This is a genomic window from Rathayibacter sp. VKM Ac-2857, assembly GCF_013205025.1.
GTDB lineage: Bacteria > Actinomycetota > Actinomycetes > Actinomycetales > Microbacteriaceae > Rathayibacter.
The window spans coordinates 855762-877320 of record NZ_JABMLE010000001.1; the positions used below are offsets into that span (position 1 = coordinate 855762).

The window sequence follows — 21559 nt, forward strand, 5'->3', positions numbered from 1 at the left end:
CATGAGAGGACGATCAGCAGAAGATGCCTGCAGTCATGCTGGTCGAGCAGCCTCCGCAGGCGGCGTATCGAGCGGCGAAGCCGCTTCGCGTCTCGCTGGTGAGGGAGAGGACGCGGCTGCGCCGCATCATGCTGGTCGAGTAGCCCCGCAGGGGCGTATCGAGACCCGCCTTCGTCAGCAGAGCGGGTCTGCAGACTCGGCTTCTGACGCCGGTGGATCTCGATACGCCCGCTCCGCGGGCTACTCGATCAGCATGGTTCTCCCCATACGCACTAGGTGAGCTTTCTCAGCAGACCCACCCCTGTCGGACGCGGGGATCTATTTGGAAAAGACGCCCGCCTGCATGCTGGTCGAGTAGACCCGAAGGGGCGTATCGAGACCCACCTACCGCAAGAACGTCGGTCTCGTCCCCGCCCCGCGATGGCGCCGAAGGCGCCCCCTCCGCTCGATACGCCCACTCCGCGGGCTCGTCGATCAGCAAGGGCGCGCGGCGGGGGCCCGGAGGCGATGGGCACGTCCACGCCGCCATTGTGGGAAGGCGCGACCGGGTCGATACTGGGGCCCTCCTCGACAGGAAGGCGCCCCATGTCCACGAGTCTCAGTCCCTACATCGGCTTCCGCGACAACGCTCGCGAGGCGATGGAGTTCTACCACTCGATCTTCGGCGGGGAGCTGGTGTCGAGCACCTTCGCGGACTTCCACGCGAGCGAGGATCCGGCCGACCAGGACCTGCTCATGCACTCGCAGCTCACCACCCCGAGCGGCCTGATCCTGATGGCGTCCGATACTCCGAGCTCGATGACGTTCGAGGAGGGCGCGCGCATCACGGTCGCGCTCTTCGGCGACGACGACGGCGAGCTCGGCGGCTACTGGGACGGACTCGCCGTCGGAGGCTCGGTCCAGGAGCCGCTGGTCGAGTCGCCCTGGGGCGACCGCTTCGGGATGCTGACCGACCGCTTCGGCGTGCACTGGATGGTCAACATCCTGGGCGCGTCCGCCTGAGCGTCCCGATCGTCGCCCGCGCGGGCGCAGAATGGAGGGACCGCTTGGACACCTGAGCGACCCCTCCCTCTGACGAAGGCGGCACTATGACGATCACGCTCGGGTACAAGGCATCGGCGGAGCAGTTCGGGGCGCGCGAGCTCGTGGAGCTGGCCGTCGCCGCCGAGCGGCACGGCTTCGAGAGCGCGGTGGTCTCGGACCACTTCCAGCCCTGGCGCCACACCGGCGGCCACGCGCCGTTCTCGCTGGCCTGGCTCGCCGCGGCCGGCGAGCGCACCTCGACCATCCGCCTCGGCACCTCCGTGATGACGCCGCACTACCGCTACAACCCCGCCGTCATCGCGCAGGCCTTCGGCACGCTCGGCGTGCTCTACCCCGACCGCATCATGCTCGGCGTGGGCACCGGCGAGGCGCTGAACGAGGTCGCCACCGGCTACCAGGGCGCGGGCGAGCAGAGCTGGCCCGACTTCAAGGAGCGCTTCGCGCGGCTGCGCGAGGCCGTGCGCCTCATGCGAGCGCTCTGGGCGGGCGACCGCGTCTCGTTCGACGGCGAGTACTACTCCACCCACGAGGCGTCCATCTACGACAAGCCCGAGAACGGCGTCCCCGTCTACATCGCCGCGGGCGGACCCGTCGTCGCGAAGTACGCCGGGCGCGCGGGCGACGGCTTCATCTGCACTTCGGGCAAGGGCATGGAGCTCTACACCGAGAAGCTGCTGCCCGCGGTCGAGGAGGGCATCGCCGCGGGCGGACGCGACTCCGCCGCGCTCGACCGGATGATCGAGATCAAGCTCTCCTACGACCCCGACCCGGCGCTCGCCCTCGAGAACACGCGCTTCTGGGCGCCGCTCTCGCTGACGCCCGAGCAGAAGCATTCGCTGACCGACCCGGTCGACATGGAGCGCGCCGCCGACGAGCTGCCGATCGAGCAGGTCGCCAAGCGCTGGATCGTCGGTTCGGACCCGGACGAGACGGTCGCGCAGATCAAGCCCTACGTCGACGCGGGCTTCAACCACCTCGTCTTCCACGCGCCCGGCGACGACCAGCAGCGCTTCTTCGACGCGTTCGAGCGCGACCTCGCGCCGCGCCTGCGCGCCCTCTGACACCGTCGCGACCGGCCGGTGCGCTGCCGCCGGCCGGACCGACCCTCCCGCGCCCCGCCCCGTCGGCGCCCGCCGACCGACCCCTCCGGAAGAGCCGCCACCGCATGACCGTGCCCACCCTCCTCGCCCGCCTCGCCGACGGCGAGCCGATCACGCGCGCGAGCGCCGAGGTGCTCCTCGAGGCCCGCGGGGACGACCTCGACGCGGTGCTGCTGGCGGCCGGGCGGCTGCGCGACGAGGGGCTCGCCCGCCGCGGTCGGCCGGGAGTGATCACTTACTCCCGCAAGGTCTTCGTGCCGCTGACGAAGCTCTGCCGCGACCGCTGCCACTACTGCGTGTTCGTCGAGACGCCGGGCGGCCTCGCCCTCAAGCGCGAGTCGACCTTCATGGAGCCGGAGGAGATCCTCGAGGTCGCCCGGGCCGGCGCCGCGCTCGGCTGCAAGGAGGCGCTGTTCACCCTCGGCGACCGTCCGGAGGACCGCTGGCCCGTCGCCCGCGCCTGGCTCGCCGAGCACGGCTACGCCTCGACGCTCGAGTACGTGCGCGCCATGGCGGTGCTGGTGATGACCGAGACCGGGATGGTCACGCACCTCAATCCCGGCGTGATGTCCTGGGCCGAGCTGCAGCGCCTGCGGCCGGTCGCGCCCTCGATGGGGATGATGCTCGAGACGACCGCCGAGCGGCTGTGGTCCGAGAAGGGCGGCGTGCACTACGGCTCGCCCGACAAGGACCCGGCGCTGCGGCTGCGGGTGCTCGACGACGCCGGGCGCAGCCGGATCCCGTTCACCACGGGCGTGCTGCTGGGCATCGGCGAGAACACGGCGGAGCGGGCCGACGCGCTGTTCGCGATCCGCGACTCGCACGCGCTCTGGGGCCACGTGCAGGAGTGCATCGTGCAGAACTTCCGCGCCAAGCCGCGGACCGCGATGCAGAACGAGGTCGACCTCGAGCTGCAGGAGTACGTCGCGAACGTCGCCGTCGCGCGCCTCGTGCTCGGCGCGGACATGACGATCCAGGTGCCGCCGAACCTCACCGACGAGCAGGAGCTCGGGCTCCTCCTCCGCGCCGGGATCGACGACTGGGGCGGGGTGAGCCCGCTGACCGCGGACCACGTGAATCCGGAGCGGCCCTGGCCGAACATCGACGACCTCGCGCGGCTGACCGCCGACTCCGGCTACCGGCTGCACGAGCGCCTCACCGCGCATCCGCGGTACCTCAGCGACGCGGAGACCTGGATCGACCCGCGGGTCGCGCCGTACGTCCTCGCGCTCGCCGATCGCGAGTCCTGGCTCGCTGACGAGGCCGCACCGATCGTCCCCCGCGCGTACCGGGAGGAGCTCGAGCCCGCCCCGCGTCCGGCGGCACCGACCCTCGCCGCGGTGCTCGGGCGCGCCGCCGCCGACCCGGCCGGCCTCGACGACGCCGACTACCTGGCCCTGCTCGCCGCCGAGGGCGACGACCTCGACGCGCTGGCCGCCCTCGCCGACGACGTCCGCCGCTCGGCCGTGGGCGACACCGTCACCGTGGTCGCCAACCGCAACATCGACACCGCGCTCTGGGGCGCCGGCGGGCTCACCGTCGAGACCCTGGAGCAGCTCGCCGACGAGGCCGTCGCGCTCGGCGCCACCGAGCTGTGCCTCCAGGGCCCGCTCGCGACGCCGGGCGAGGACCACCTGCTGATCGTGCGCACCCTGCACGCGCGGCACCCCTCGCTGCACCTGCACGCGTTCCGGCCGGGCGAGATCCTGGACGCGGCGCTCGGCACCGGCAGGACCCCCGCCGAGATGCTGGCCGCGCTGCGCGAGGCCGGCGTCGACTCCGTGCCGGGGACCGCCGCGCGGATCCTCGACGACCGGGTGCGCGCGATCCTCAGCGAGGGCGCGGACCCGAGCGTCGCCGAGTGGCGGGAGTCGGTGACGACCGCGCACCGCGGCGGGCTGCGCTCGACCGCGACCATGGTCTACGGGCACGTCGAGACGCCGCAGCAGCAGATCGACCACCTCCGCGCGCTGGCCGCGATCCAGGACGAGACGGGCGGTTTCACCGAGTTCATCGCGATGCCGTTCGTGCCCGCCGAGGCGCCGGCGGCGGTCGTCGCGCAGACCCGCGGCGGCCCGACCCGGCGCGAGACGCGCGCGGTGCACGCGGTGGCCCGGCTGCTGCTGCACGGGCGGATCGACCACGTGCAGACGGCCTGGACGAAGCTCGGGCTGCAGCTGTCGCAGGAGCTGCTGCGCGGCGGCGCGGACGACCTCGGCGGTCTGCTGCTCGACGGCGCGATGAGCCCGGAGGCGGGCGCCGAGGCGCACCGCTCCCTCGACATCGCGACCGTGGCGCGACTCACCGGCGAGATCGGCCGGCCCTGGCGCCAGCGCACCACCGACTACGGACACGTCGCCGCCGAGCGCGCGATGACGGTGCCGGCGCCCGGCAGCACCGCGACCCGCCGGCTGCGCCTCCCGGTGCGCGAGGCCGGCCGCGTCTCGTGACGCGGTCGTCGGCGTACCTCGAGCGGCAGGCCGCGCTGATCCAGGAGTCCTCGCTGACGGTGGGCGACGACACGGTCCGCCTCTACTCCGGTGGTGAGCCGGCGACGGACGTCGTCCTGCTCGCGACCGGGCCGGGGCGCGGTGCCCGGGCCGACGGGGCGCTGCTGCTGCCGATGCTCGCTCGCCGGCACCGGGTGGCGGCGGTCGAGCTCGCCGACCTGCGGGATCCGCTGCGCGACGCGCCTAGCGCCGTCTGCGCCGCGCTCGACCGGCTCGGCGCCGAGCGGGCGGTGGTCGTCGGCGTATCCCTCGGCGCCTGGGCCGCGATCACCGCCGCCGAGGCGGATCCGCGGGTGGGCGCCCTGGTGCTGGCCGCCGGCTGGCTGCACCCCACCGAGCGCCTGGTCGCGGTCTCGCGGCTGTGGGAGTCGCTGGCCGACCTCCCCGACGCCCGTGCGGACCTCGCGCGCGTGGTCGGAATCCGCACGCTCGCCGACCTCGGACCCGAGCGCGCGACTCCCCTGGCTGTCGACGCCGCGACCGCCGCGCTCCTCGCCGCGGCCGCCCGCGCCGACGCGACCGAGGCCGCGGCCCGCCTGCGCGTCCCCGCGCTGGTCGTCGGCTGCGCCGCCGACGCCGTCGTCGGCGTCGAGGGGTCGGAGGCGCTGCTCGGCGCGATCGACGACGCCCGCTACGCCGTGATCGACGCGGGCCACTGCGTGCTGGCCGAGCGGCCGGCCGAGCTGCTCGCGCTCGTCGAGCACTTCGTCGCCGACCCGCACCGCGACCCGGCCGGGTCGACGCTCCCCCGGACGATCGTCTGATGGCCACCTCCGTCGACGTCGTCGTGGTCGGCGCGGGTTTCGCGGGCATCGGAGCGGCGGCCCGACTCGCGCGCCGCGCCGACGTCTCCTTCGCGGTGCTCGAGCGGGCCGACCGCGTCGGCGGCACCTGGCGCGACAACCGCTATCCGAACGTCTCCTGCGACATCCCCTCGCACCTCTACTCGTACTCGTTCGCGCCCGAGCCCGACTGGTCGGCCTTCTACGCACCGGGCGCCGAGATCCAGGCCTATCTCGAGCGGGTCGTCGAGCGCGAGCGGCTCGCGCCGCAGCTGCATCTCGGCACCGACGTGCTCGAGATGACCTTCGACGAGCTCGCGGGGCGCTGGCGCGTCCGCACCTCGCGGGGCGACTTCGACGCGGCCGTCCTCGTGGTCTGCGCCGGGCGGCTGTCGGAGCCGCGGCTGCCCGACGTCCCGGGGCTCGAGGACTTCGCCGGGCCGGTCTTCCACTCCGCCCGCTGGCGCGACGACGTCGACCTGGACGGGGCGCGGGTCGGCATCGTCGGGTCCGGCGCCTCGGCGGTGCAGATCGTGCCGCATCTCGCCGAGCGCGCGGCGGAGATGGTGCTGTTCCAGCGCTCGGCGCCGTACGTCGTGCCCCGCCGCAACCGCTCCTACCCGCCTGCGGAGCGCCGGGCGCTCGCCCGTGCGCCGGGCGCCGTGGAGCGGCTGCGCGCCGAGCTGTTCTGGCGCGCGGAGCTCGGCTTCGCGGGCCGCGTGGGCGTGCCCGACGCCATCGACCGGCTGCGGGCGGAGGCGCTCGGCCACCTCGCCGCGCAGGTCGCGGACCCGGCCCTGCGCGCCGTGCTCACCCCCGACTACGAGATCGGCTGCAAGCGGGTGCTGCTCTCGGACGACTACTATCCCGCGCTCGCGCAGCCGCACGTGCAGGTCGTGCCGGGCCCGCTGCGCCGGATCGAGGGCTCGGCGGCCATCGGTGACGACGACGTCGCCCACGAGGTCGACGCACTGGTCCTCGCGACCGGCTTCCTCGCGACCCGCCCGCCGTTCGCCCGCCGGATCCGCGGCCGCGGCGGCGAACTGCTGGCCGACCGCTGGGGCGACGGGATGTCGGCCTACGACTCCACCGCCGTGCACGGCTTCCCGAACCTCTTCGTGATCAACGGCCCGAACGCGAGTCTCGGCCACAACTCCGCCGTGCACATGATCGAGTCACAGATCGAGTACGTGCTCGCCGCGCTCGAGCACCGCGAGGCCGCCGGCGTCGACCTCCTGGAGGTGACCGCCGAGGCCGAGGCCGCCGCCCTCGCCCGCCTCGACGCGCTCAGCGCCGACACCGTCTGGACCAACGGCGGCTGCGAGAGCTGGTACGTCGACTCCGCCTCCCGCCGCCTGACCCTGCTCTGGCCCGACTTCGCCTTCGCCTTCCGCGAGGAGCTCGGCCGCTTCGACCCGTCGGCCTACGCGCACTGAGCATGCTGATCGAGCAGCCCGCGCAGCGGGCGGCACCCTGCTGATCGAGCAATCCGCGCAGCGGGCCTCCCCATGCTGATCGAGCAGTCCGCGCAGCGGGCGTATCGAGATCCACCACCGTCAGAAGCCGAGCCTGCAGACCCGCCCTGCTGATGACCGCGGGTCTCGATACGCCCCTCCGGGGCTACTCGACCAGCATGCAGCGGCGACCCACTGGACGCGCGGCGGTGTCCGGCAAAGCTGCAGGGCCCGGTCCGGGTCCACTCGCGCGCGTCCACACTTCCGACTGGACGCGGGCGGGGCCCTGCTCCGGGTGCGAGGCCCGTTGCGGGTCCGTTCGCGCAGTCATGCTGATCGAGTAGCCCGCGAAGCGGGCGTATCGAGATCCACCACCTTCAGAAGCCGAGCCTGCAGACCCGCCCTGCTGATGACCGCGGGTCTCGATACGCCCCTCCGGGGCTACTCGACCAGCATGCAGCGGCGACCCACTGGACGCGCGGCGGTGTCCGGCAAAGCTGCAGGGCCCGGTCCGGGTCCACTCGCGCGCGTCCACACTTCCGACTGGACGCGGGCGGGGCCCTGCTCCGGGTGCGAGGCCCGTTGCGGGTCCGTTCGCGCAGTCATGCTGATCGAGTAGCCCGCGAAGCGGGCGTATCGAGATCCACCACCTTCAGAAGCCGAGCCTGCAGACCCGCCCTGCTGATGACCGCGGGTCTCGATACGCCCCTCCGGGGCTACGCGACCAACATGCTTGGGCAAGCGGGGGGGGGGGGGGGGGGGGAGACGGCAGGGTCTTTCTCGGGACGCGAGGCCCGTTGCAAGGCCGCTCGCGCAGTCCTGCCGGTGGCCCGCGCGCGCAGAGGGCGCCGAATCCTTCATGTCGCGAGCGCCGTCGCCTACCTTCGTGAAGCAGGAGGGGACGATGAGCGAGAGCAGCACGGAGCGAGTGCTCTACGGCGCGAGCAAGCAGTACGCCCTGCCTCCGAGCCTCGAGGACCGCGACGGCCCGGCTTCCGGCGTCATCGAGCTGCCCCTCGCTGTGTACTGGGGCCCGGACCCGGTGGTCGACCTCGGGACGGACAGTGGCGCGGAAAAGGCGTATCAGGCCCTCATCCAGGAGGGCCATGTGCGGGATCTCGTCGCTCTGATCGACTCGACGCGCCTGCGTACCGTCTGGGCGGAACTCCTGATCCCGCGTCGAGCACGGGCGGAATGGGAGACCCGATTCCCGGAGCTGGTGACGTGATCGCCGATTCGACCGAGCTCCAGCGGGCAGTCGCCCGAGCTGCACTGGAAGCACTGCACGATCACTCCTTCGCGCTCGCAGGCTCGGAGCGATTCGCGAGCACGGCTTCATCCACCGCCTGTCCCACGACGTCGATCTGTTCAGTGACGATCTGCAGTCGTTCGGCGAGGCGGTCGGTGTGGTGGCGAGGGGACTGGTCGCCGACTCCTACTCGGTGGAGATCGTCCGGCGTACGCGCAGCTCCTCGTGACGACCGCGTCCGGAGAGGCGGTCTCGCTGGACCTCGCCGTCGACTGGCGCTCGAGCGCTCCGACGTCGTCCGACGTCGGCCCGGTCCTCTCGGTGGAGGACGCCGTCGGGAGCAAGGTCGTCGCGATCTACGGTCGGACCGAGGCTCGCGACTTCCTCGATCTCGATTCGATCCGCCGATCGGGACGCTTCAGCGATGCCGAGCTGCTGCGTCTGGCAGCAGAGCGCGATGACGGGTTCGAGGCTGGGATGTACGCCCGTCAACTCGGCGCGATCGAGCGGATCCGCGAGGAGCGCTTCGCCGAATACGGCGTGAACGGCGAGGAGCTCGCCGCAGTCCGCAGGCGAATCCTCGAGTGGGCCGACATCATCCTGTCGTCCGACGGTCGGCCCGAGCCCTGATCCCGGAGCCTCGTCACCCGGCCCGAGGTCGGCCGAGGTCTTCGACCGATGCCGGCGATGTCCCAGCCGGGTGACGGCAGGACAGCGACGCGCGATCATGGACGCACCCGATCCCCGCTCGACAGGACCCCCGCATGCCGTCCGCCGCCCCGCCGCCCCCGCCCGCCCTCGACCACGACGCCGCGGCCGCGCTGCTGCGCACGCGCTACCGGCTGAAGGGCACGCTGCGCGAGCTGGGCAGCAACCAGGACCGCAACGTCCTCGTCGACACCGGCGGCGAGCGGCTCCTGCTTAAGATCGCGAATCCGGCGACGCCGAGAGGGCGGATCGAGGCGCAGACGGCGGCCGTCGCGCGCCTCGCCGAGGACCTCGACGGCGTCCGGCTCCCGCGCGTGCGCCCCGACCGCAAGGGCCGCACTCTGCACGAGATCGACCTGGGCGGCACGACCGCCGCGGCCCGGGTCCTCGACTTCGTCCCCGGCCGGACCCTCTCCGGCTCCGGCTACCTGTCCCCCGCCGTCGTCCGGGCGATGGGCGACCTCGCCGCCCGCGTCGACGTCGCGCTCGCCGAGCAGCCACTCGACGGCCTCGAGGAGACCGACCAGTGGGACCTCCGCCGCGCGGGCCCGGTCGTCGACGCGCTGATCGGCCGCGTACCCCGTCGCTCGGCCCGCGCGATCCGGACGGCCGTCGACGCGGCGCGGGCGGTCGTCGATCCGCTCGCCGCCGCGCTCCCGGTGCAGCTCGTGCACGGCGATCTCACCGACGACAACGTGGTGGTCGGCGCGGGCACACTGCCGGACGGCGTGATCGACTTCGGCGACCTCGGCGAGGGCTGGGCGGTCGGCGAGCTCGCGATCACGCTGTCCTCGCTCCTGCACCACGCGGACGCCGACGCGGCCACGGTGCTCCGCGCCGCCACCGCCTACGACGCCGTGCGCCCGCTCGCCGACGCCGAGATCGAGGCGCTCTGGCCGCTCGTCGTGCTCCGGGCGGCGGTGCTCGTCGTCAGCGCCCACGACGTCCTCGCCGGCGATCCGGGCAACGACTACGCCCGCGAGAACCTCGAGCACGAGCGGCTGATCCTCGGCCGGGCGACCGCTGCGCCGCTGCCGGTGCTGCAGGCGCTGGTCCGGCGGGCTCTCGGTCGGCCGGGTGCACCGGCCGCGCTGTCCACCGCGGTCCCCGTGCTCGGCGGCATCGACGCGGTCGTCGTCGACCTCTCCCCCGAGAGCCCGGCACTCGACGCCGGCCGCTGGCTGGACGACGACGCCGAGCCCGCCCTCGCCCGCGCGGCGCTCGCCGGTGGCGCCGGGGCCGCGGTGCTCCGCTACGGCGAGCGCCGCCTGACCCGCGGCCGCCCGCACACCGCGCACGAGCCCGAGACGACCGCGCTGGTCGTGGAGGTCCACCTCCCCGCGCGGACCTCCCTGAGCGCCCCGTTCGACGCGGAGGTGGGCGGCGGCGTCCCCGGCGGAGTCACGCTCCTCGCCGACGGCGTCCGATTGCGTCTCGACGGCGTCGACGAGCCGCCCGCACCCGGCACCCGGGTGGCCGCGGGCGAACCGCTCGGCACCGCCCGCGGACTCCTGCGAGCCCAGGCCGCACCGCGCGCGCTCGACGAGGTCGACCTCCCGCCGTTCGCGAGCGGGCGCTGGGCCGACGCCTGGCTCGACGTCCTCCTCGACCCGACCCCGCTGCTCCTCGGTCGCGCCCTGCCCGCACCGCACCCCGACCCCGAGGTGCTCGAGCGGCGCCTCGCGCACCTCGCCGAGGCGCAGGAGCACTACTTCGAGGACCCGCCCACGATGCTGCGCGGCTGGCGCGAGCACCTCGTCGACGACTCCGGCCGCGTGCACCTCGACGTGCTCAACAACGTGACCTCGATCGGCCACGCCCACCCGCTGCTCGTCGAGCGCGTCGAGCGCCAGTGGCGGCTGCTCAACACCAACTCGCGCTTCTCCTACCCCGCGATCGGCGAGTTCTGCGAGCGGCTGGCTGCCCTGCTGCCGGAGGAGCTCGACACCGTGCTGCTCATCAACAGCGGCACGGAGGCGGCCGACCTGGCACTGCGGATCGCCCGTGCCTGGTCGGGACGGGACGACGTGCTGGCGGTGCGGGAGGCGTATCACGGCTGGTCGGGCCTGTCCGATGCGGTCTCCACCTCCGTCGCCGACAACCCCGACGCGCTCGCGACCCGGCCGTCCTGGGTGCACACCCTGGACGCGCCGAACAGCTACCGCGGCACGCACCGCGGGGCCGAGGCGCACCGCTACGCGCCGGAGGCGGTCGCCCGGATCGAGGAGCTGGCCGCGGCCGGCACTCCCCCGGGCGGCTTCATCGCCGAGACCTTCTACGGCAACGCCGGCGGCATCCCGCTGCCCGACGGCTACCTCGCCGCGGTCTACCCGGCCGTCCGCGCGCACGGCGGGCTCTGCATCGCCGATGAGGTGCAGGTCGGCTACGGCCGCCTCGGCGACTGGTTCTGGGGCTTCGAGCAGCAGGGCGTCGTGCCCGACGTCGTCGCCGTCGCGAAGGCGATGGGCAACGGCCACCCGCTCGGCGCGGTCGTGACGACCCGCGCGATCGCCGACCGCTACCGCTCGCAGGGCTCGTTCTTCTCCTCGGCGGGCGGCAGCCCCGTCAGCTCCGTGGTGGGGTCGACGGTGCTCGACGTGCTCGCCGGCGAGCAGCTGCAGGAGAACGCACGGACGACCGGCGCGCACCTCCGCCGCCGGCTCGAGGAGCTCGCCGAGCGCCACCCGCTGATCGGCGCCGTGCACGGCAGCGGGCTGTACCTCGGCCTCGAGCTGGTCCGCGACCGGGAGACTCTCGAGCCGGCGACCGTGGAGACGCGCGCGATCTGCGAGCGCCTCCGCGAGCGCGGCGTGATCGTCCAGCCCACCTCCGACCGCCAGTGCGTGCTGAAGATCAAGCCGCCGCTCTGCTTCACCGTCGAGAGCGCCGACTTCTTCGCCGACCAGCTCGACGAGGTGCTGACGACCGGCTGGTGAGCGCGGCGAGCCTCATCCCCGCGCCCCGCCCGCCAGCATCCGCCGCACGACCACGCGCTCGGTGAGCGTCCACGTCGTCGTGACCGTCAGGTAGAGCGTCGCCGCGAGCGGCACGAACGCCGCGAACAGCACCGTGAGGAACGGCATCCAGCTGAGCACCCCCGTGAGCTGCGCGACGGCCGCGGGCGTCCCCTCCGGCACCGGGGTGAGCGCCGCCTGCCGCAGCGCGACGCGGCGCGCCAGCCACGAGACGAGCGCGATCACCCCGAGGAGCACCGCGAACACGCCGAGCTGCGCGGGCTCGCCGCCGCCGAGCGCCGTGACGAAGGAGCGGCCCAGCGGCACGTCCAGCAGCCGCGCGTCCAGCAGCGCGTTGCCGTGCCCCGCGATGTCCGGGTGCACGAACAGCCCGTAGAGCAGCGAGACCACGGGCGCCTGCAGCAGCACCGGGAGGCAGCCCGCGAGCGGCGAGGCCTTCTCGTCGGCGTAGAGCTTCATGGTGGCGCGCTGCAGCGCCTCCGGATTCTTCGCGTGCTTCCGCTGCAGCTCGCGCAGCAGCGGGGCGAGTCGGCGGCGGGTGATCTCGGCCCGCCCCTGCGAGATCCCGACCGGGATCAGCAGCACGCGGACGAGGAGGGTCACCAGCACGATCGCGGCGGCGGCCGAGGCACCGCCCGCGAGCGGCTCGAGGGCCGAAGCGAGGCCGGTGACGAGGTGGGAGGCGGCGTCGAGCGCCGCCGCGATGGGCGTGAAGTCGTAGAAGTTCAAGAGAGTCCTGTCGTCGGGAGGTGAGCGCGATCGCGAACGGTCGCGGCTCCCGGGCAGAACTCGGGGCTACGCGACCAGTCCCGGCAGACCCGGCGCGCGCGAGCGCACGCGGCCTGCCGTGCGCGGGTGCTGCGGCGAGGGCTGCGCGGCGAGGCCGAGCCGGTGCTCCCGGGCCCTGCGTCCGATCGACAGCACGGGCCGGCGAGCGCCGACGGCGAGATAGCGCGCTCCGAGGACGAGGGCGGCGACCGCGGTCGTGGTGACGACCAGCACGACGGCGGCATCGGGACTCGACACGAGCGCGAGCAGCAGGAACGTCCCGCTCAGCAGAGCGAGGAGCTGCTCGAGGTGCGCGCGCACGGGAGTCCTTCCGACCCGACCAGGCTAGCGGCCCGTGCGCCGCGGCCGGTCAGGGTAGGCCCCCCGCTCCGCCGCGGCCAGCCGTCGCCGGGCAACGCCCGAGCCGACGATAATCGGGGGATGCGTGAAGACGACGATGTCGATCTGGTGATCGACGCGTGGGCCGACGCCCTGCCCGATCTCGACTTCGCCCCGCTCGACGTCCTCTCCCGTCTGCGCCGGCTCAGCCCCCGCGTGCAGGAGGTGCGGCGCCTCTCCTTCGCGGCCGGCGAGCTCGCCCCGTGGGAGTTCGAGCTGCTCTCGCTGCTGCGCCAGAACCCGGCCGGCACGATGACCCCGTCCGTGCTGTCGACGCGCCTGGGCATCTCGAGCGGCAACCTCGCCAGCCGCGTCGACCGGCTCGGCGCGCGCGGCCTCGTCGTCCGCGAGCAGAACGCCGCCGACTCGCGCAGCAAGATCGTCTCGCTCACCCCGCGCGGCACGAAGCGGGTCGACGACGCCATGCGGCACCTGGTCGCGGCCGAGGGCGAGGTCCTCGCCGACCTCGACTCCCGCCAGATCGGCGTCCTCATCGAGTGCCTGCGCACCATCAGCGCGACCCTCGACCGCCTCGACTGACCACTCGGTCGCCGTGCGCCGGCGGCGCCGCACCGGGGATACTCGACGGGATGCGGATTCTGGTGGTCGACGACGAGGCGGTCTTCGCCGACGGCGTCCGGCGCGGTCTCGAGGCCGAGGGCTTCTCCGTCGACGTCGCGCACACCGGCGTCGACGGGCTGTGGCGTGCCCGCGAGGTCGTCTACGACGCGATCGTCCTCGACTTGATGATGCCCGGCCTCAGCGGCTCCGCCCTCTGCCGCACCCTCCGCGACGAGGGCGACTGGACCCCGGTGCTGATGCTGACCGCGAAGGACGGCGACCGCGACCAGATCGAGGGCCTCGACGCGGGAGCGGACGACTACGTGGTGAAGCCGCTGGAGTACTCCGTGCTCGTCGCGCGCCTGCGGGCGCTGGTGCGGCGCGGACGCCCGGAGCGACCGGTGGTGCACCGCGTCGGCGATCTGCTGATCGACCCCGCGCTGCGCGAGGTCCGACGCGGCGACGTGCCGATCCGGCTGACCTCGCGCGAGTTCGCCGTCGCCGACTTCCTCGCCCGGCACCGCGACCGGGTCGTCTCCAAGCGCGAGATCCTCGAGGGCGTCTGGGACGACGCGTTCGACGGCGACCTCAACATCGTCGAGGTCTACGTGGCACGGCTGCGGGCGAAGCTCGACCGCCCGTTCGGCACGGAGTCGATCACGACCCTCCGCGGCGCCGGCTACCGGCTCGGCGAGGGCTGAGACGCGATGGCCCGGCGCCCGCCCTGGAGCATCCGCGTGCGGCTGACCGCCCTGGTCTCCGCCGCGATCCTCGCCGTCCTGGTCGCCGGCTCCGTCGCCTTCACCGCGCTGCTGGAGCAGTCGCTGATCGACGCCGAGGCGTTCACCGCGAACCAGCAGGCCCGCCAGATCGCGACCGACACCGAGAGCGCCGGTCGGCTGCCGCCGTTCAACACCGACGAGGTCGTGATCCAGCTGCAGCGCGAGGGATCCGTCGTCGCGGTCGCGGACGACGACTTCGTCTACGCCGTGCCCCTCCCCGTGTCGGACACTCCGGAGATCACCTCGATCGACGGCACCCGCTTCGTCGTCGGCTCCGAGAGCCTCCAGCTCGGCGGCGACCCGGGCGAGACCGTCGTCGTCGCGCGCACCCTCGCCGGAGCGGACGACGCCGCGGGCTCGGCCCTCCGGCTCCTCGCGGTCGCCGTCCCGCTCGTCACTGCGGTGGTCGGAGCGCTGGTCTGGTTCGTCGTCGGCCGCTCGCTCCGGCCGGTCGAGCGGATCCGCGCCGACGTCGAGGCGATCGAGGCCGCCGACCTCGAGCGGCGCGTGCAGGAGCCGCCCGGCCGCGACGAGCTCGCCCGCCTGGCCCGCACCATGAACGGACTGCTCGGCCGGCTCGAGCGCTCGCAGGCGGCGCAGCGCCGCTTCGTCTCGAACGCCTCGCATGAGCTGCGCTCCCCCGTCGCAGCGATCCGGCAGCACGCCCAGGTCGCACTGCGGCACCCGGAGGCGGTCCCGCTCGCCGATCTCGCCCGCGTCGTCGAGGACGAGGGCGAGCGGATGCAGCAGCTGGTCTCGAGCCTCCTCCTGCTCGCGCGGGTCGACGAGCGCGATGCCGTGGCCGAGCAGGACGTCGACCTCGACGACCTCGTCCTCGCCGAGGCCGCGCGGCTCCGCGCACTCGGCGTCGCGGTGCGCACCGAGGCCGTCGGACCCGCCCAGGTGCACGGCGACGAGCCGCTGCTGCGGAGCGCCGTGCGCAACGCCGCGGAGAACGCCCGGCGGCACGCGGCAGGTGTCGTCGCCTTCACGGTCCGCCAGGAGGAGGGCGTCGCGGTGGTGCGGGTGGACGACGACGGTCCGGGCGTGCCGGCCGAGGACCGCGAGCGGGTCTTCCTCCGCTTCGAGCGCCGCGACGACGCCCGCGCCCGCGACACCGGCGGCTCCGGTCTCGGGCTGGCGATCATCGCCGAGGCGGCGCGGGCCGGCGGCGGCACCGCGCGCCTGCTCGACTCCCCGCTCGGCGGCGCGCGACTCGAGATCCGCCTGCCGGCGCCCGGCTGAGCGCGAGGCTGTTCAGGCTGGCGAAAGGTCCCGGCGGTCACCCTGGATCCGTGGAAATGCCGACCTACCTCCTCGTCCTCTGGCGCTGCAAGCTCCTCGTCGTCGCGAGCGCAATCCTCGCGGTGATCGTCGCCACCGCCGTGCACTTCACCGTCACCGACGAGGGGCTCACCCTCCGCGGCGACCGCGAGCACAGCGCCGCCGTGACCGTGCTGCTCGGCGGCGGTCCGAAGAACCCCTACGCCGCGCAGATCCCCGGGGTCGAGCGCGTCCCCGGCGTCGAGGACGACCAGTTCAACGACCTCAGCAACACGGCGGTGATCTACGCCTACCTCGCCAGCGGCGAGGAGGTGCGCGCCGCCGTCACCGCGCAGGCCGGTCCGCTCGAGGAGGGCGACGGCGTCGGCGCCGTCCGCCGCACCACCCAGCCGCGCGGCGACGAGTCGAACGGCGGGCGCTTCACCCTGCCCTTCCTCTCGGTGATCGGCTCCTCGTTCGACCCCGCCCGCGCCGTCGAGCTCTCCCGCACCGCGACGACGGCCCTCCTCGACCGGATCGCGCAGGAGCAGGACGCGCAGGGCATCCCGGAGTCGATCCGCGTCACCCTCACCGTCACCGACGAGGGCGACGCCGTCCCCGGCGCGCTCGGCACGGTCGCCATCCCGATCGCCGGGACCGGGCTGGCCGTCTTCGCCGCGGCGCTCGTCGCGATCGTCCTCGGCCACCGGTTCCGCGTCCGACGCGGACTCACCGCGCCCCTCCCCCGCCGCAGCGAGGCCGAGGACGACCTCCTCCTCGACGCCGAGATCGAGACCGCCCTCACCGCCGAGAGGCAGGACACCGTGTCCCGTCGCTGACTACCTCCGAGCGCCTGGGAGGTCAACCCCGTTCGGGAAGGGCGCCCTCGGTCCTAGCGTGAGGACGCACGGTCGAGGCGATGGCCCCCCGAGCACGATGCACGCGAAAGAGCACCATGACCCAGATCCCCATTCTTCAGCCCGCACGATGGAGTCGTAACGGAGTCCGGATCGTCGTCGTTCCCGGGGCGGAGCTGCCCCGCTTCCGACTCGAGATCGACCCCGGACGAGCCGTCCCGACCGGAGCCTTCACCGGCCCCTTCTCGACCGTCGAGGAGGCCGAGCGCGCCGCCGAGGCGCTCACCTCGGCCGCGGACCGCCGGCTCTCGGCCTGACGCGTCAGCCGGCGAGCTCGTCCAGCCGGCAGGTCGGCAGGGCGATCCAGCCCTCGGCGAGGGCGGCCTCCCGGAGCTCCTCCGGCACCGGCACCGTCCGCCCGAGGGCGTGCGCGCGGGCGTTGAGCGCCGCGATCACCGCGTCGAACGCGTCGTTCGAGTGCGCCATCAGTGCGGCCGCGTCCGCCGGCAGCACCAGCCACGGCGCCGCCCGGAGTAGCGCCTCGACGGCGAGCGCCACCGCCTCGGGCCGCGTCTTGTAGCCCGTGGTGTCCACGCCCCAGAGCCGGAGCGCGGCGGCGGGGTACGCCTCGACCAGCCGTCCTCCGCCCGAGCGGTCGACCTCCTCGCCCGCCGCCGCGAAGGCGTCCAGCAGCTCGGCGCAGCGCATCGCCGTCATGCCGAGCCGGTCGGTCGACACGCTCAGCGGCCACCGCCCCGTCACCTCGCGCGCGGCGCGGTCGGTCTCCCGGTAGGCGAGCCGCCGCCGCCAGTCGCGCCCGGCGAGCGACCGCGGCGCGATCTCGCGGCGGGTGTGCGCGGAGACGAACGCGGCGAACTCCAGCGGCCAGCCGAACGCGCAGTCGATGCCGATCGCCGTCGCCTCCCGCGACGCGGCGACGACGTCGTCGTCGGTGGCGCCGAGCACCAGCGAGCGGACGACCGCCTCGCCGCCGCCCCACTCCAGCGCGGCGACCGCCGTCCGCACCGGCTCCGCGGCCAGGTCGACACCGATCGTGAGCATCGGATCAGGCTACCCGCCGGGCGCGCCCCTCCCGTCGGCTCGCTACGCTCGTGCGATGACGCCGATCTCCCCCGCACGAGGGACCCGCGCGCTGCGGATCCTCCTCGCCGTCCTGCGCATCGCGGTCGCCCTCACGGTGCTCGCCGCGGTCACCGCCACCGCGATCGACTCCGCCTCGCGCACGCCGCTGATCCCCGTCAACTTCTTCGGCTACTTCACGATCCAGGGCAACCTGCTGATGGCCGCGGTCCTCCTGATCACCGCCGCGCAGTCCCTGGCCGGCCGGGCGCAGAGCGGAACGATGGCGCTGGTCCGGGGGGCGACGACGAGCTACATCATCGTCGTCGGCCTCGTCTACAACACGCTGCTCATCGGCCTCGCGGGCGGAGTGACGCTGCCGTGGGCCAACACCGTGATGCACCTGCTCTTCCCGGTCTACGGCCTCCTCGACTGGATCCTCTTCACCGACCGCCCGCCGCTGCCCTGGCGCCGCCTCTGGGTCGTCACGATCTACCCGGTGGTCTGGCTGGTCGTGGTGCTGATCCGCGGTGCGACCGACGGCTGGGTGCCCTACCCCTTCCTGAGCCCCGGCATCGGCTACGACCGGGTCGCGGTCTACGTCCTGGTCGTCGCCGCCGTCTTCGTCCTCTCGGGCGCCGTTGTTTGGGCGCTCAGCCGCCTGCAGGCCCCCCGCGCCCGGCGCGAGTGAACCGGCCCGGGAGGAACCCGACCGCGCGGAACCCGACCGCGCGGACCCGGCCCCGTTCTGGGGCCACGCGCGCAGGACCGCCGGTGACCCCGCAGGCCTAACGTCAGGATCGGCGGCCCCCACCGCCGTCCCCCGACCGAGAGCGGTTCCCCTCATGCGCCTCCCCACCTCCCTCCGCCCGCGCCGCACCGGGAGCCGCCGCGTGCGCGCGCTCGCCGTCGGCGCCGTGCTCGCCCTCGCCGCGGCGGTGGTGCCCGCGGGCGCCGCGTCCGCCGCGACCCCGACCCTGTCCGTGCTCAGCCTCGGCGACTCGATCACCCAGGCCTACGGCACCTGCGGCCAGTTCGCCGACTGCCCGCGCAACAACTGGTCCACCGGCACGAACACGACCGTCAACTCCTTCGCGAGCCGCCTGCGCACCGCCAACCCCGGCACCACGGTGACCACCGCGAACTTCGCCCAGACCGGCGACCTGGTCGCCGGCGTCCCCGCGCGCATCGACGCCGCCGTCGCCGCCGGCGTCCGACCCGACGTCGTCACCCTCCTGATCGGAGGCAACGACCTCTGCGCCGCGAAGAACCCGGTCGCCGCCGACGGCTACACGATGACCACCGCCGCCGCCTTCAGCACCGGGGCGAGCGCCGCGATCACCAAGATCCGCAGCACCTGGCCCGCCGCCAAGATCGTGCTGTCCTCGATGCCGAACGTCGCCGCCGAGTGGGCCGTCGTCAAGGGCGGCTTCGGCTCGGTCGTCTGGGCCTCGGGCAACCTCTGCCGCACCACCCGCGGCGTCAGCGCGACGGGCGGACGCCTCAGCACCGCCGCCGCGTCCGCCTCGGCCACCGCCGCGAAGACGCGGACGACCCAGTACAACAGCGCGCTGCAGAAGGCGTGCGCGTCGGCCGGCACCCTCTGCGACTACGACGGCGGCGCGCTCACCGCGACCCCCGTCACCAAGGCGCTGATCGGCACCACCGACTACTTCCACCCCAGCATCGCGGGCCAGGCGAAGATCGCCTCGGTGCAGTGGACGGCGTCGAACTTCGGAGCCGCGGGCTAGCGCTGGACGCGGCCGCTCGGCGCCTCAGGCGTCCTGCGGCCGCTCGCCCTCGCGGAGCCGGCGCTGCTCCTCGGCGAGCCGCGCGTAGTGCGCCTCCTCGCGCTCGAGATCGGCGAGCTGCTCCTCGGTGGTCTTCGTCGGCGGCCGCACGATCATCGTCGGCGGCGGCGGCGTCTTGGAGCGGCGCGGCCGCTTCGTGCGCCCGCCCGGGACGAAGGAGGCGCCCTCGCCCTTCTTCCAGTCGTGCCCGAGCAGGAACCAGATCGTCACGCCGATCAGCGGGATGAACACGATCAGCAGGATCCAGACGATCTTGGGCAGATTGCGGACGACGTTGTCCGGCTGACGCACGACGTCCACCAGCGCCAGCACCATCAGAACGACGGTCAGCAGCGAGAACAGAAACCCCATGCGTCCGAGGGTACGTCCCCGATGCTCTGAGCGTCCTCGCAGTCGCCGTTCCGGCGTGCCCGGCGCCACGGCGGTGCGCCTCGAGGCACGCGGCGACCGCGCCTCCCGCGCCAGCGGCCTCCGAGCAGGGCGCGGTGGCGGCTAGCGTCTCCTCCCGAGCCGAGGGCCGGCACCCGCCGACCGGAGGATCCCCGAGCACGCCTGCGGCCCCGATGCTGCCGCCGCGTCGAGGGGATCCGGCGCGTCCGGAGGAGTGCGAGTGACCAGCGACGACCGCCCGACGACGGCCCTCGCGATCCGCCTCCCTCGGCCGGTCGCCGGCGCGCTGCTCAGCAATGCCGTGTTCGGCGGCATCACGGCCGTCGGCGTGCCCGTCGCGCTCGATGCCGCGGGACTCGCCAAGGTGCAGATCGCGGTCTTCTTCGTCGTGAACGCCGCGATCGCGATCGCGTACAACATCCTCCTCGTGCCCCGGATCCGCAGGGCCGGCTACCCGAGGGCCGCCCTGGTCGCGACGTCGCTCGCGGTCCCGGTGGGGCTCCTGCTCGTGCGCGCCAGCGGCGGCCACGTCGTCCTGCTCTACCTGGGTGGGGCGCTGATGCTGTTCGTCAGCACCCTCGTCCCCCAGCTCTTCGGACGGGTCGCCGCGCAGGGTGGTGACACTCAGGAGTCGTCGATCGCCCGGATGCGCGCGGTCCTCATCTCGGGCTACATTCTCGGGCTCGTCCTCTACGCGCTGCTCGCGCAGGCCGGGCTCGATCCGCTGCTCGCCGCCGTCGCCGCCGCCGTGGTGACCGCGGTCTGCGCGACCGGCTGCCGGTCGACACGCCCCGCGGCGCCGGACGGGCCGCGCAGCGACGGCTCCACCCGCCCGCGCCTCGCCCTCGTCTTCCTCGCCGCCCTGGCGCTGGTCGCACTGCTGAAGTCGGTCGACACGCTCCGGGCGATCTACCTGCCGCTCTTCGCCGTCTCCTCCGGCGTCCCCGCCGCGCTCGTCGCGCCGGTGCTCCTCGCCTCCGCGGTCCTCGAGCTCGCGGCGCTGCCCGCACTGAGCCGGCTCAGCAGCGCCCGCGGCAGCGTGCTCACGCTCGCCGTCGTCGCACTCGCCGGGGTCCTGGCGTTCTCGATCCTCTCGAGCACGCAGTCCTACCCGGCACTGCTCGTCTCGCAGGCCCTCTACGCGGTCGCGGCCGCCGGCTACCAGAGCATCGGCCTGCTCCTGCTCGAGCGGACCAGCGGCGGCGGACCCGGCGCCGGGGCGAGTGCCTACATGGCTGTCGTGCAGATCGGCACCGTCCTCGGCGCCCTGCTCCCGCTCGCCGTCTCCGGCTACGACCCGCGGATCTTCCTCGTCGCGGTCGGCCTCGCGGCGGCGGCGCTGCTGCTCGCGGTCGCCCTCCGGCTCCGGGGCCACCGGCTCTGAGGCGCGCGCGTCCGCCCGCACCTCCCAGCCGCCGCGTGCCACCATCGACGGATGAGCGCGCCGATCCCCGCCCCCGCGAGACGCCGCTTCCTCACCCCTCGCCGCGTGGCGCTGATCGCCGCGCTGACCGCGCTCGTCGTCGGCCTGGCACTCCTCGGCCTGGTGGCGCTGCAGTACTCGACCCTCGCCGCGCAGGGCTTCGACGACGTCTGCCTCGCCAGCGTCGGCCGCGTCCCCGCCGAGGAGGGCTCGCTCGTCGCCGGCTCCTGGTCCTGGTGGCCGCTCGGCAGCACCTGCCGCTGGGAGCTGCTCGACGGCACCGTCGTCGACGCGGCACCGGACTGGTCGACCACCGCCGTCGGGATCGTCGGCGCCGCGCTCGCGCTCCTGGGAGTGCTGGGCACGGCGCTCGCACTCCTCGTGCGGCGCCGCGCCCGCTGAC

21 protein-coding genes are annotated in these 21559 nt (G+C 74.1%); 17 read left to right on the top strand and 4 right to left on the bottom strand.

Annotated features, from left to right (window positions below; genetic code table 11):
• Positions 1-585 precede the first annotated feature (585 nt).
• The 8 genes from HQQ86_RS03850 to HQQ86_RS03885 all read left to right on the top strand — a co-directional run bounded on the left by HQQ86_RS03850 (position 586) and on the right by HQQ86_RS03885 (position 11783).
• Positions 586-1002, top strand: coding sequence for a VOC family protein (locus tag HQQ86_RS03850; protein WP_173286602.1), 417 nt, complete (start codon positions 586-588; stop codon positions 1000-1002).
• An 86-nt stretch (positions 1003-1088) separates the two neighbouring features.
• Positions 1089-2105 (top strand): glucose-6-phosphate dehydrogenase (coenzyme-F420), encoded by a 1017-nt coding sequence (fgd, locus tag HQQ86_RS03855; protein WP_173286604.1) that lies wholly within the window; start codon positions 1089-1091, stop codon positions 2103-2105.
• A gap of 104 nt (positions 2106-2209) precedes the next feature.
• Entirely contained in the window at positions 2210-4594 is a 2385-nt protein-coding gene (gene cofG / locus HQQ86_RS03860; protein WP_173286605.1) for a 7,8-didemethyl-8-hydroxy-5-deazariboflavin synthase CofG, read from the top strand.
• On the top strand, positions 4591-5418 hold the full coding sequence (locus HQQ86_RS03865) for an alpha/beta fold hydrolase (RefSeq protein WP_173286606.1): 828 nt from the start codon (positions 4591-4593) through the stop codon (positions 5416-5418). The genes cofG and HQQ86_RS03865 overlap by 4 nt, the downstream gene beginning before the upstream one ends.
• Entirely contained in the window at positions 5418-6872 is a 1455-nt protein-coding gene (locus HQQ86_RS03870; RefSeq protein ID WP_173286607.1) for an NAD(P)/FAD-dependent oxidoreductase, read from the top strand. The genes HQQ86_RS03865 and HQQ86_RS03870 overlap by 1 nt, the downstream gene beginning before the upstream one ends.
• 922 nt (positions 6873-7794) lie before the next feature.
• Complete coding sequence (locus tag HQQ86_RS03875) at positions 7795-8118, top strand: transcriptional regulator (protein WP_173286608.1); 324 nt, start codon at positions 7795-7797, stop codon at positions 8116-8118.
• 342 nt (positions 8119-8460) lie between these two features.
• Entirely contained in the window at positions 8461-8769 is a 309-nt protein-coding gene (locus tag HQQ86_RS03880) for a hypothetical protein (RefSeq protein ID WP_173286609.1), read from the top strand.
• 134 nt (positions 8770-8903) lie between these two features.
• Positions 8904-11783 (top strand): aminotransferase, encoded by a 2880-nt coding sequence (locus tag HQQ86_RS03885; RefSeq protein WP_173286610.1) that lies wholly within the window; start codon positions 8904-8906, stop codon positions 11781-11783.
• 12 nt (positions 11784-11795) lie between these two features.
• On the opposite strand, the gene HQQ86_RS03890 is transcribed toward HQQ86_RS03885, so the two are convergent.
• Together HQQ86_RS03890 and HQQ86_RS03895 are read right to left on the bottom strand one after the other, a co-directional pair.
• Positions 11796-12551 (bottom strand): membrane protein insertase YidC, encoded by a 756-nt coding sequence (locus tag HQQ86_RS03890; RefSeq protein WP_173286611.1) that lies wholly within the window; start codon positions 12549-12551, stop codon positions 11796-11798.
• 66 nt (positions 12552-12617) lie between these two features.
• Positions 12618-12911 (bottom strand): hypothetical protein, encoded by a 294-nt coding sequence (locus tag HQQ86_RS03895; protein ID WP_123733838.1) that lies wholly within the window; start codon positions 12909-12911, stop codon positions 12618-12620.
• 120 nt (positions 12912-13031) lie between these two features.
• Between HQQ86_RS03895 and HQQ86_RS03900 the strand changes: the two genes are divergently transcribed.
• From HQQ86_RS03900 to HQQ86_RS03920, 5 genes are all read left to right on the top strand, one after another.
• Positions 13032-13529: a MarR family winged helix-turn-helix transcriptional regulator gene (locus tag HQQ86_RS03900; protein WP_123445211.1), complete on the top strand. Its 498-nt coding sequence runs from the start codon at positions 13032-13034 to the stop codon at positions 13527-13529.
• Between the two features lie 50 nt (positions 13530-13579).
• A complete protein-coding gene (locus tag HQQ86_RS03905; RefSeq protein WP_173286613.1) occupies positions 13580-14251 on the top strand; it encodes a response regulator transcription factor in 672 nt (223 codons plus the stop codon).
• 6 nt (positions 14252-14257) lie between these two features.
• Positions 14258-15577, top strand: coding sequence for a cell wall metabolism sensor histidine kinase WalK (locus HQQ86_RS03910; protein WP_173286615.1), 1320 nt, complete (start codon positions 14258-14260; stop codon positions 15575-15577).
• A gap of 50 nt (positions 15578-15627) precedes the next feature.
• Positions 15628-16434 carry a hypothetical protein gene (locus tag HQQ86_RS03915; RefSeq protein ID WP_173286617.1) on the top strand — a complete coding sequence of 269 codons (807 nt, stop codon included), beginning with the start codon at positions 15628-15630 and terminating at the stop codon, positions 16432-16434.
• A 116-nt stretch (positions 16435-16550) separates the two neighbouring features.
• The gene (locus tag HQQ86_RS03920; protein ID WP_173286619.1) at positions 16551-16769 is read left to right on the top strand and encodes a hypothetical protein; all 219 of its coding nucleotides are present in this window, start codon (positions 16551-16553) and stop codon (positions 16767-16769) included.
• 4 nt (positions 16770-16773) lie between these two features.
• Here HQQ86_RS03920 and HQQ86_RS03925 read toward each other — a convergent pair whose 3' ends face one another.
• Positions 16774-17514 (bottom strand): DUF429 domain-containing protein, encoded by a 741-nt coding sequence (locus tag HQQ86_RS03925; protein ID WP_173286621.1) that lies wholly within the window; start codon positions 17512-17514, stop codon positions 16774-16776.
• Positions 17515-17569: 55 nt separating this feature from the next.
• On the opposite strand from HQQ86_RS03925, the gene HQQ86_RS03930 reads away from it, so the two are divergent.
• Together HQQ86_RS03930 and HQQ86_RS03935 are read left to right on the top strand one after the other, a co-directional pair.
• Positions 17570-18223: a Pr6Pr family membrane protein gene (locus tag HQQ86_RS03930; RefSeq protein WP_173286623.1), complete on the top strand. Its 654-nt coding sequence runs from the start codon at positions 17570-17572 to the stop codon at positions 18221-18223.
• A 154-nt stretch (positions 18224-18377) separates the two neighbouring features.
• Positions 18378-19283, top strand: a complete 906-nt coding sequence (locus tag HQQ86_RS03935; protein WP_173286625.1) for a GDSL-type esterase/lipase family protein — start codon at positions 18378-18380, stop codon at positions 19281-19283.
• 24 nt (positions 19284-19307) lie between these two features.
• Here HQQ86_RS03935 and HQQ86_RS03940 read toward each other — a convergent pair whose 3' ends face one another.
• Complete coding sequence (locus tag HQQ86_RS03940; protein ID WP_173286627.1) at positions 19308-19694, bottom strand: PLD nuclease N-terminal domain-containing protein; 387 nt, start codon at positions 19692-19694, stop codon at positions 19308-19310.
• Positions 19695-19953: 259 nt separating this feature from the next.
• Here HQQ86_RS03940 and HQQ86_RS03945 point away from each other — a divergent pair, with 259 nt between their 5' ends.
• Together HQQ86_RS03945 and HQQ86_RS03950 are read left to right on the top strand one after the other, a co-directional pair.
• A complete protein-coding gene (locus HQQ86_RS03945) occupies positions 19954-21117 on the top strand; it encodes a hypothetical protein (protein ID WP_173286629.1) in 1164 nt (387 codons plus the stop codon).
• A 51-nt stretch (positions 21118-21168) separates the two neighbouring features.
• Positions 21169-21558: a hypothetical protein gene (locus HQQ86_RS03950; RefSeq protein ID WP_173250498.1), complete on the top strand. Its 390-nt coding sequence runs from the start codon at positions 21169-21171 to the stop codon at positions 21556-21558.
• Position 21559 lies beyond the last annotated feature (1 nt).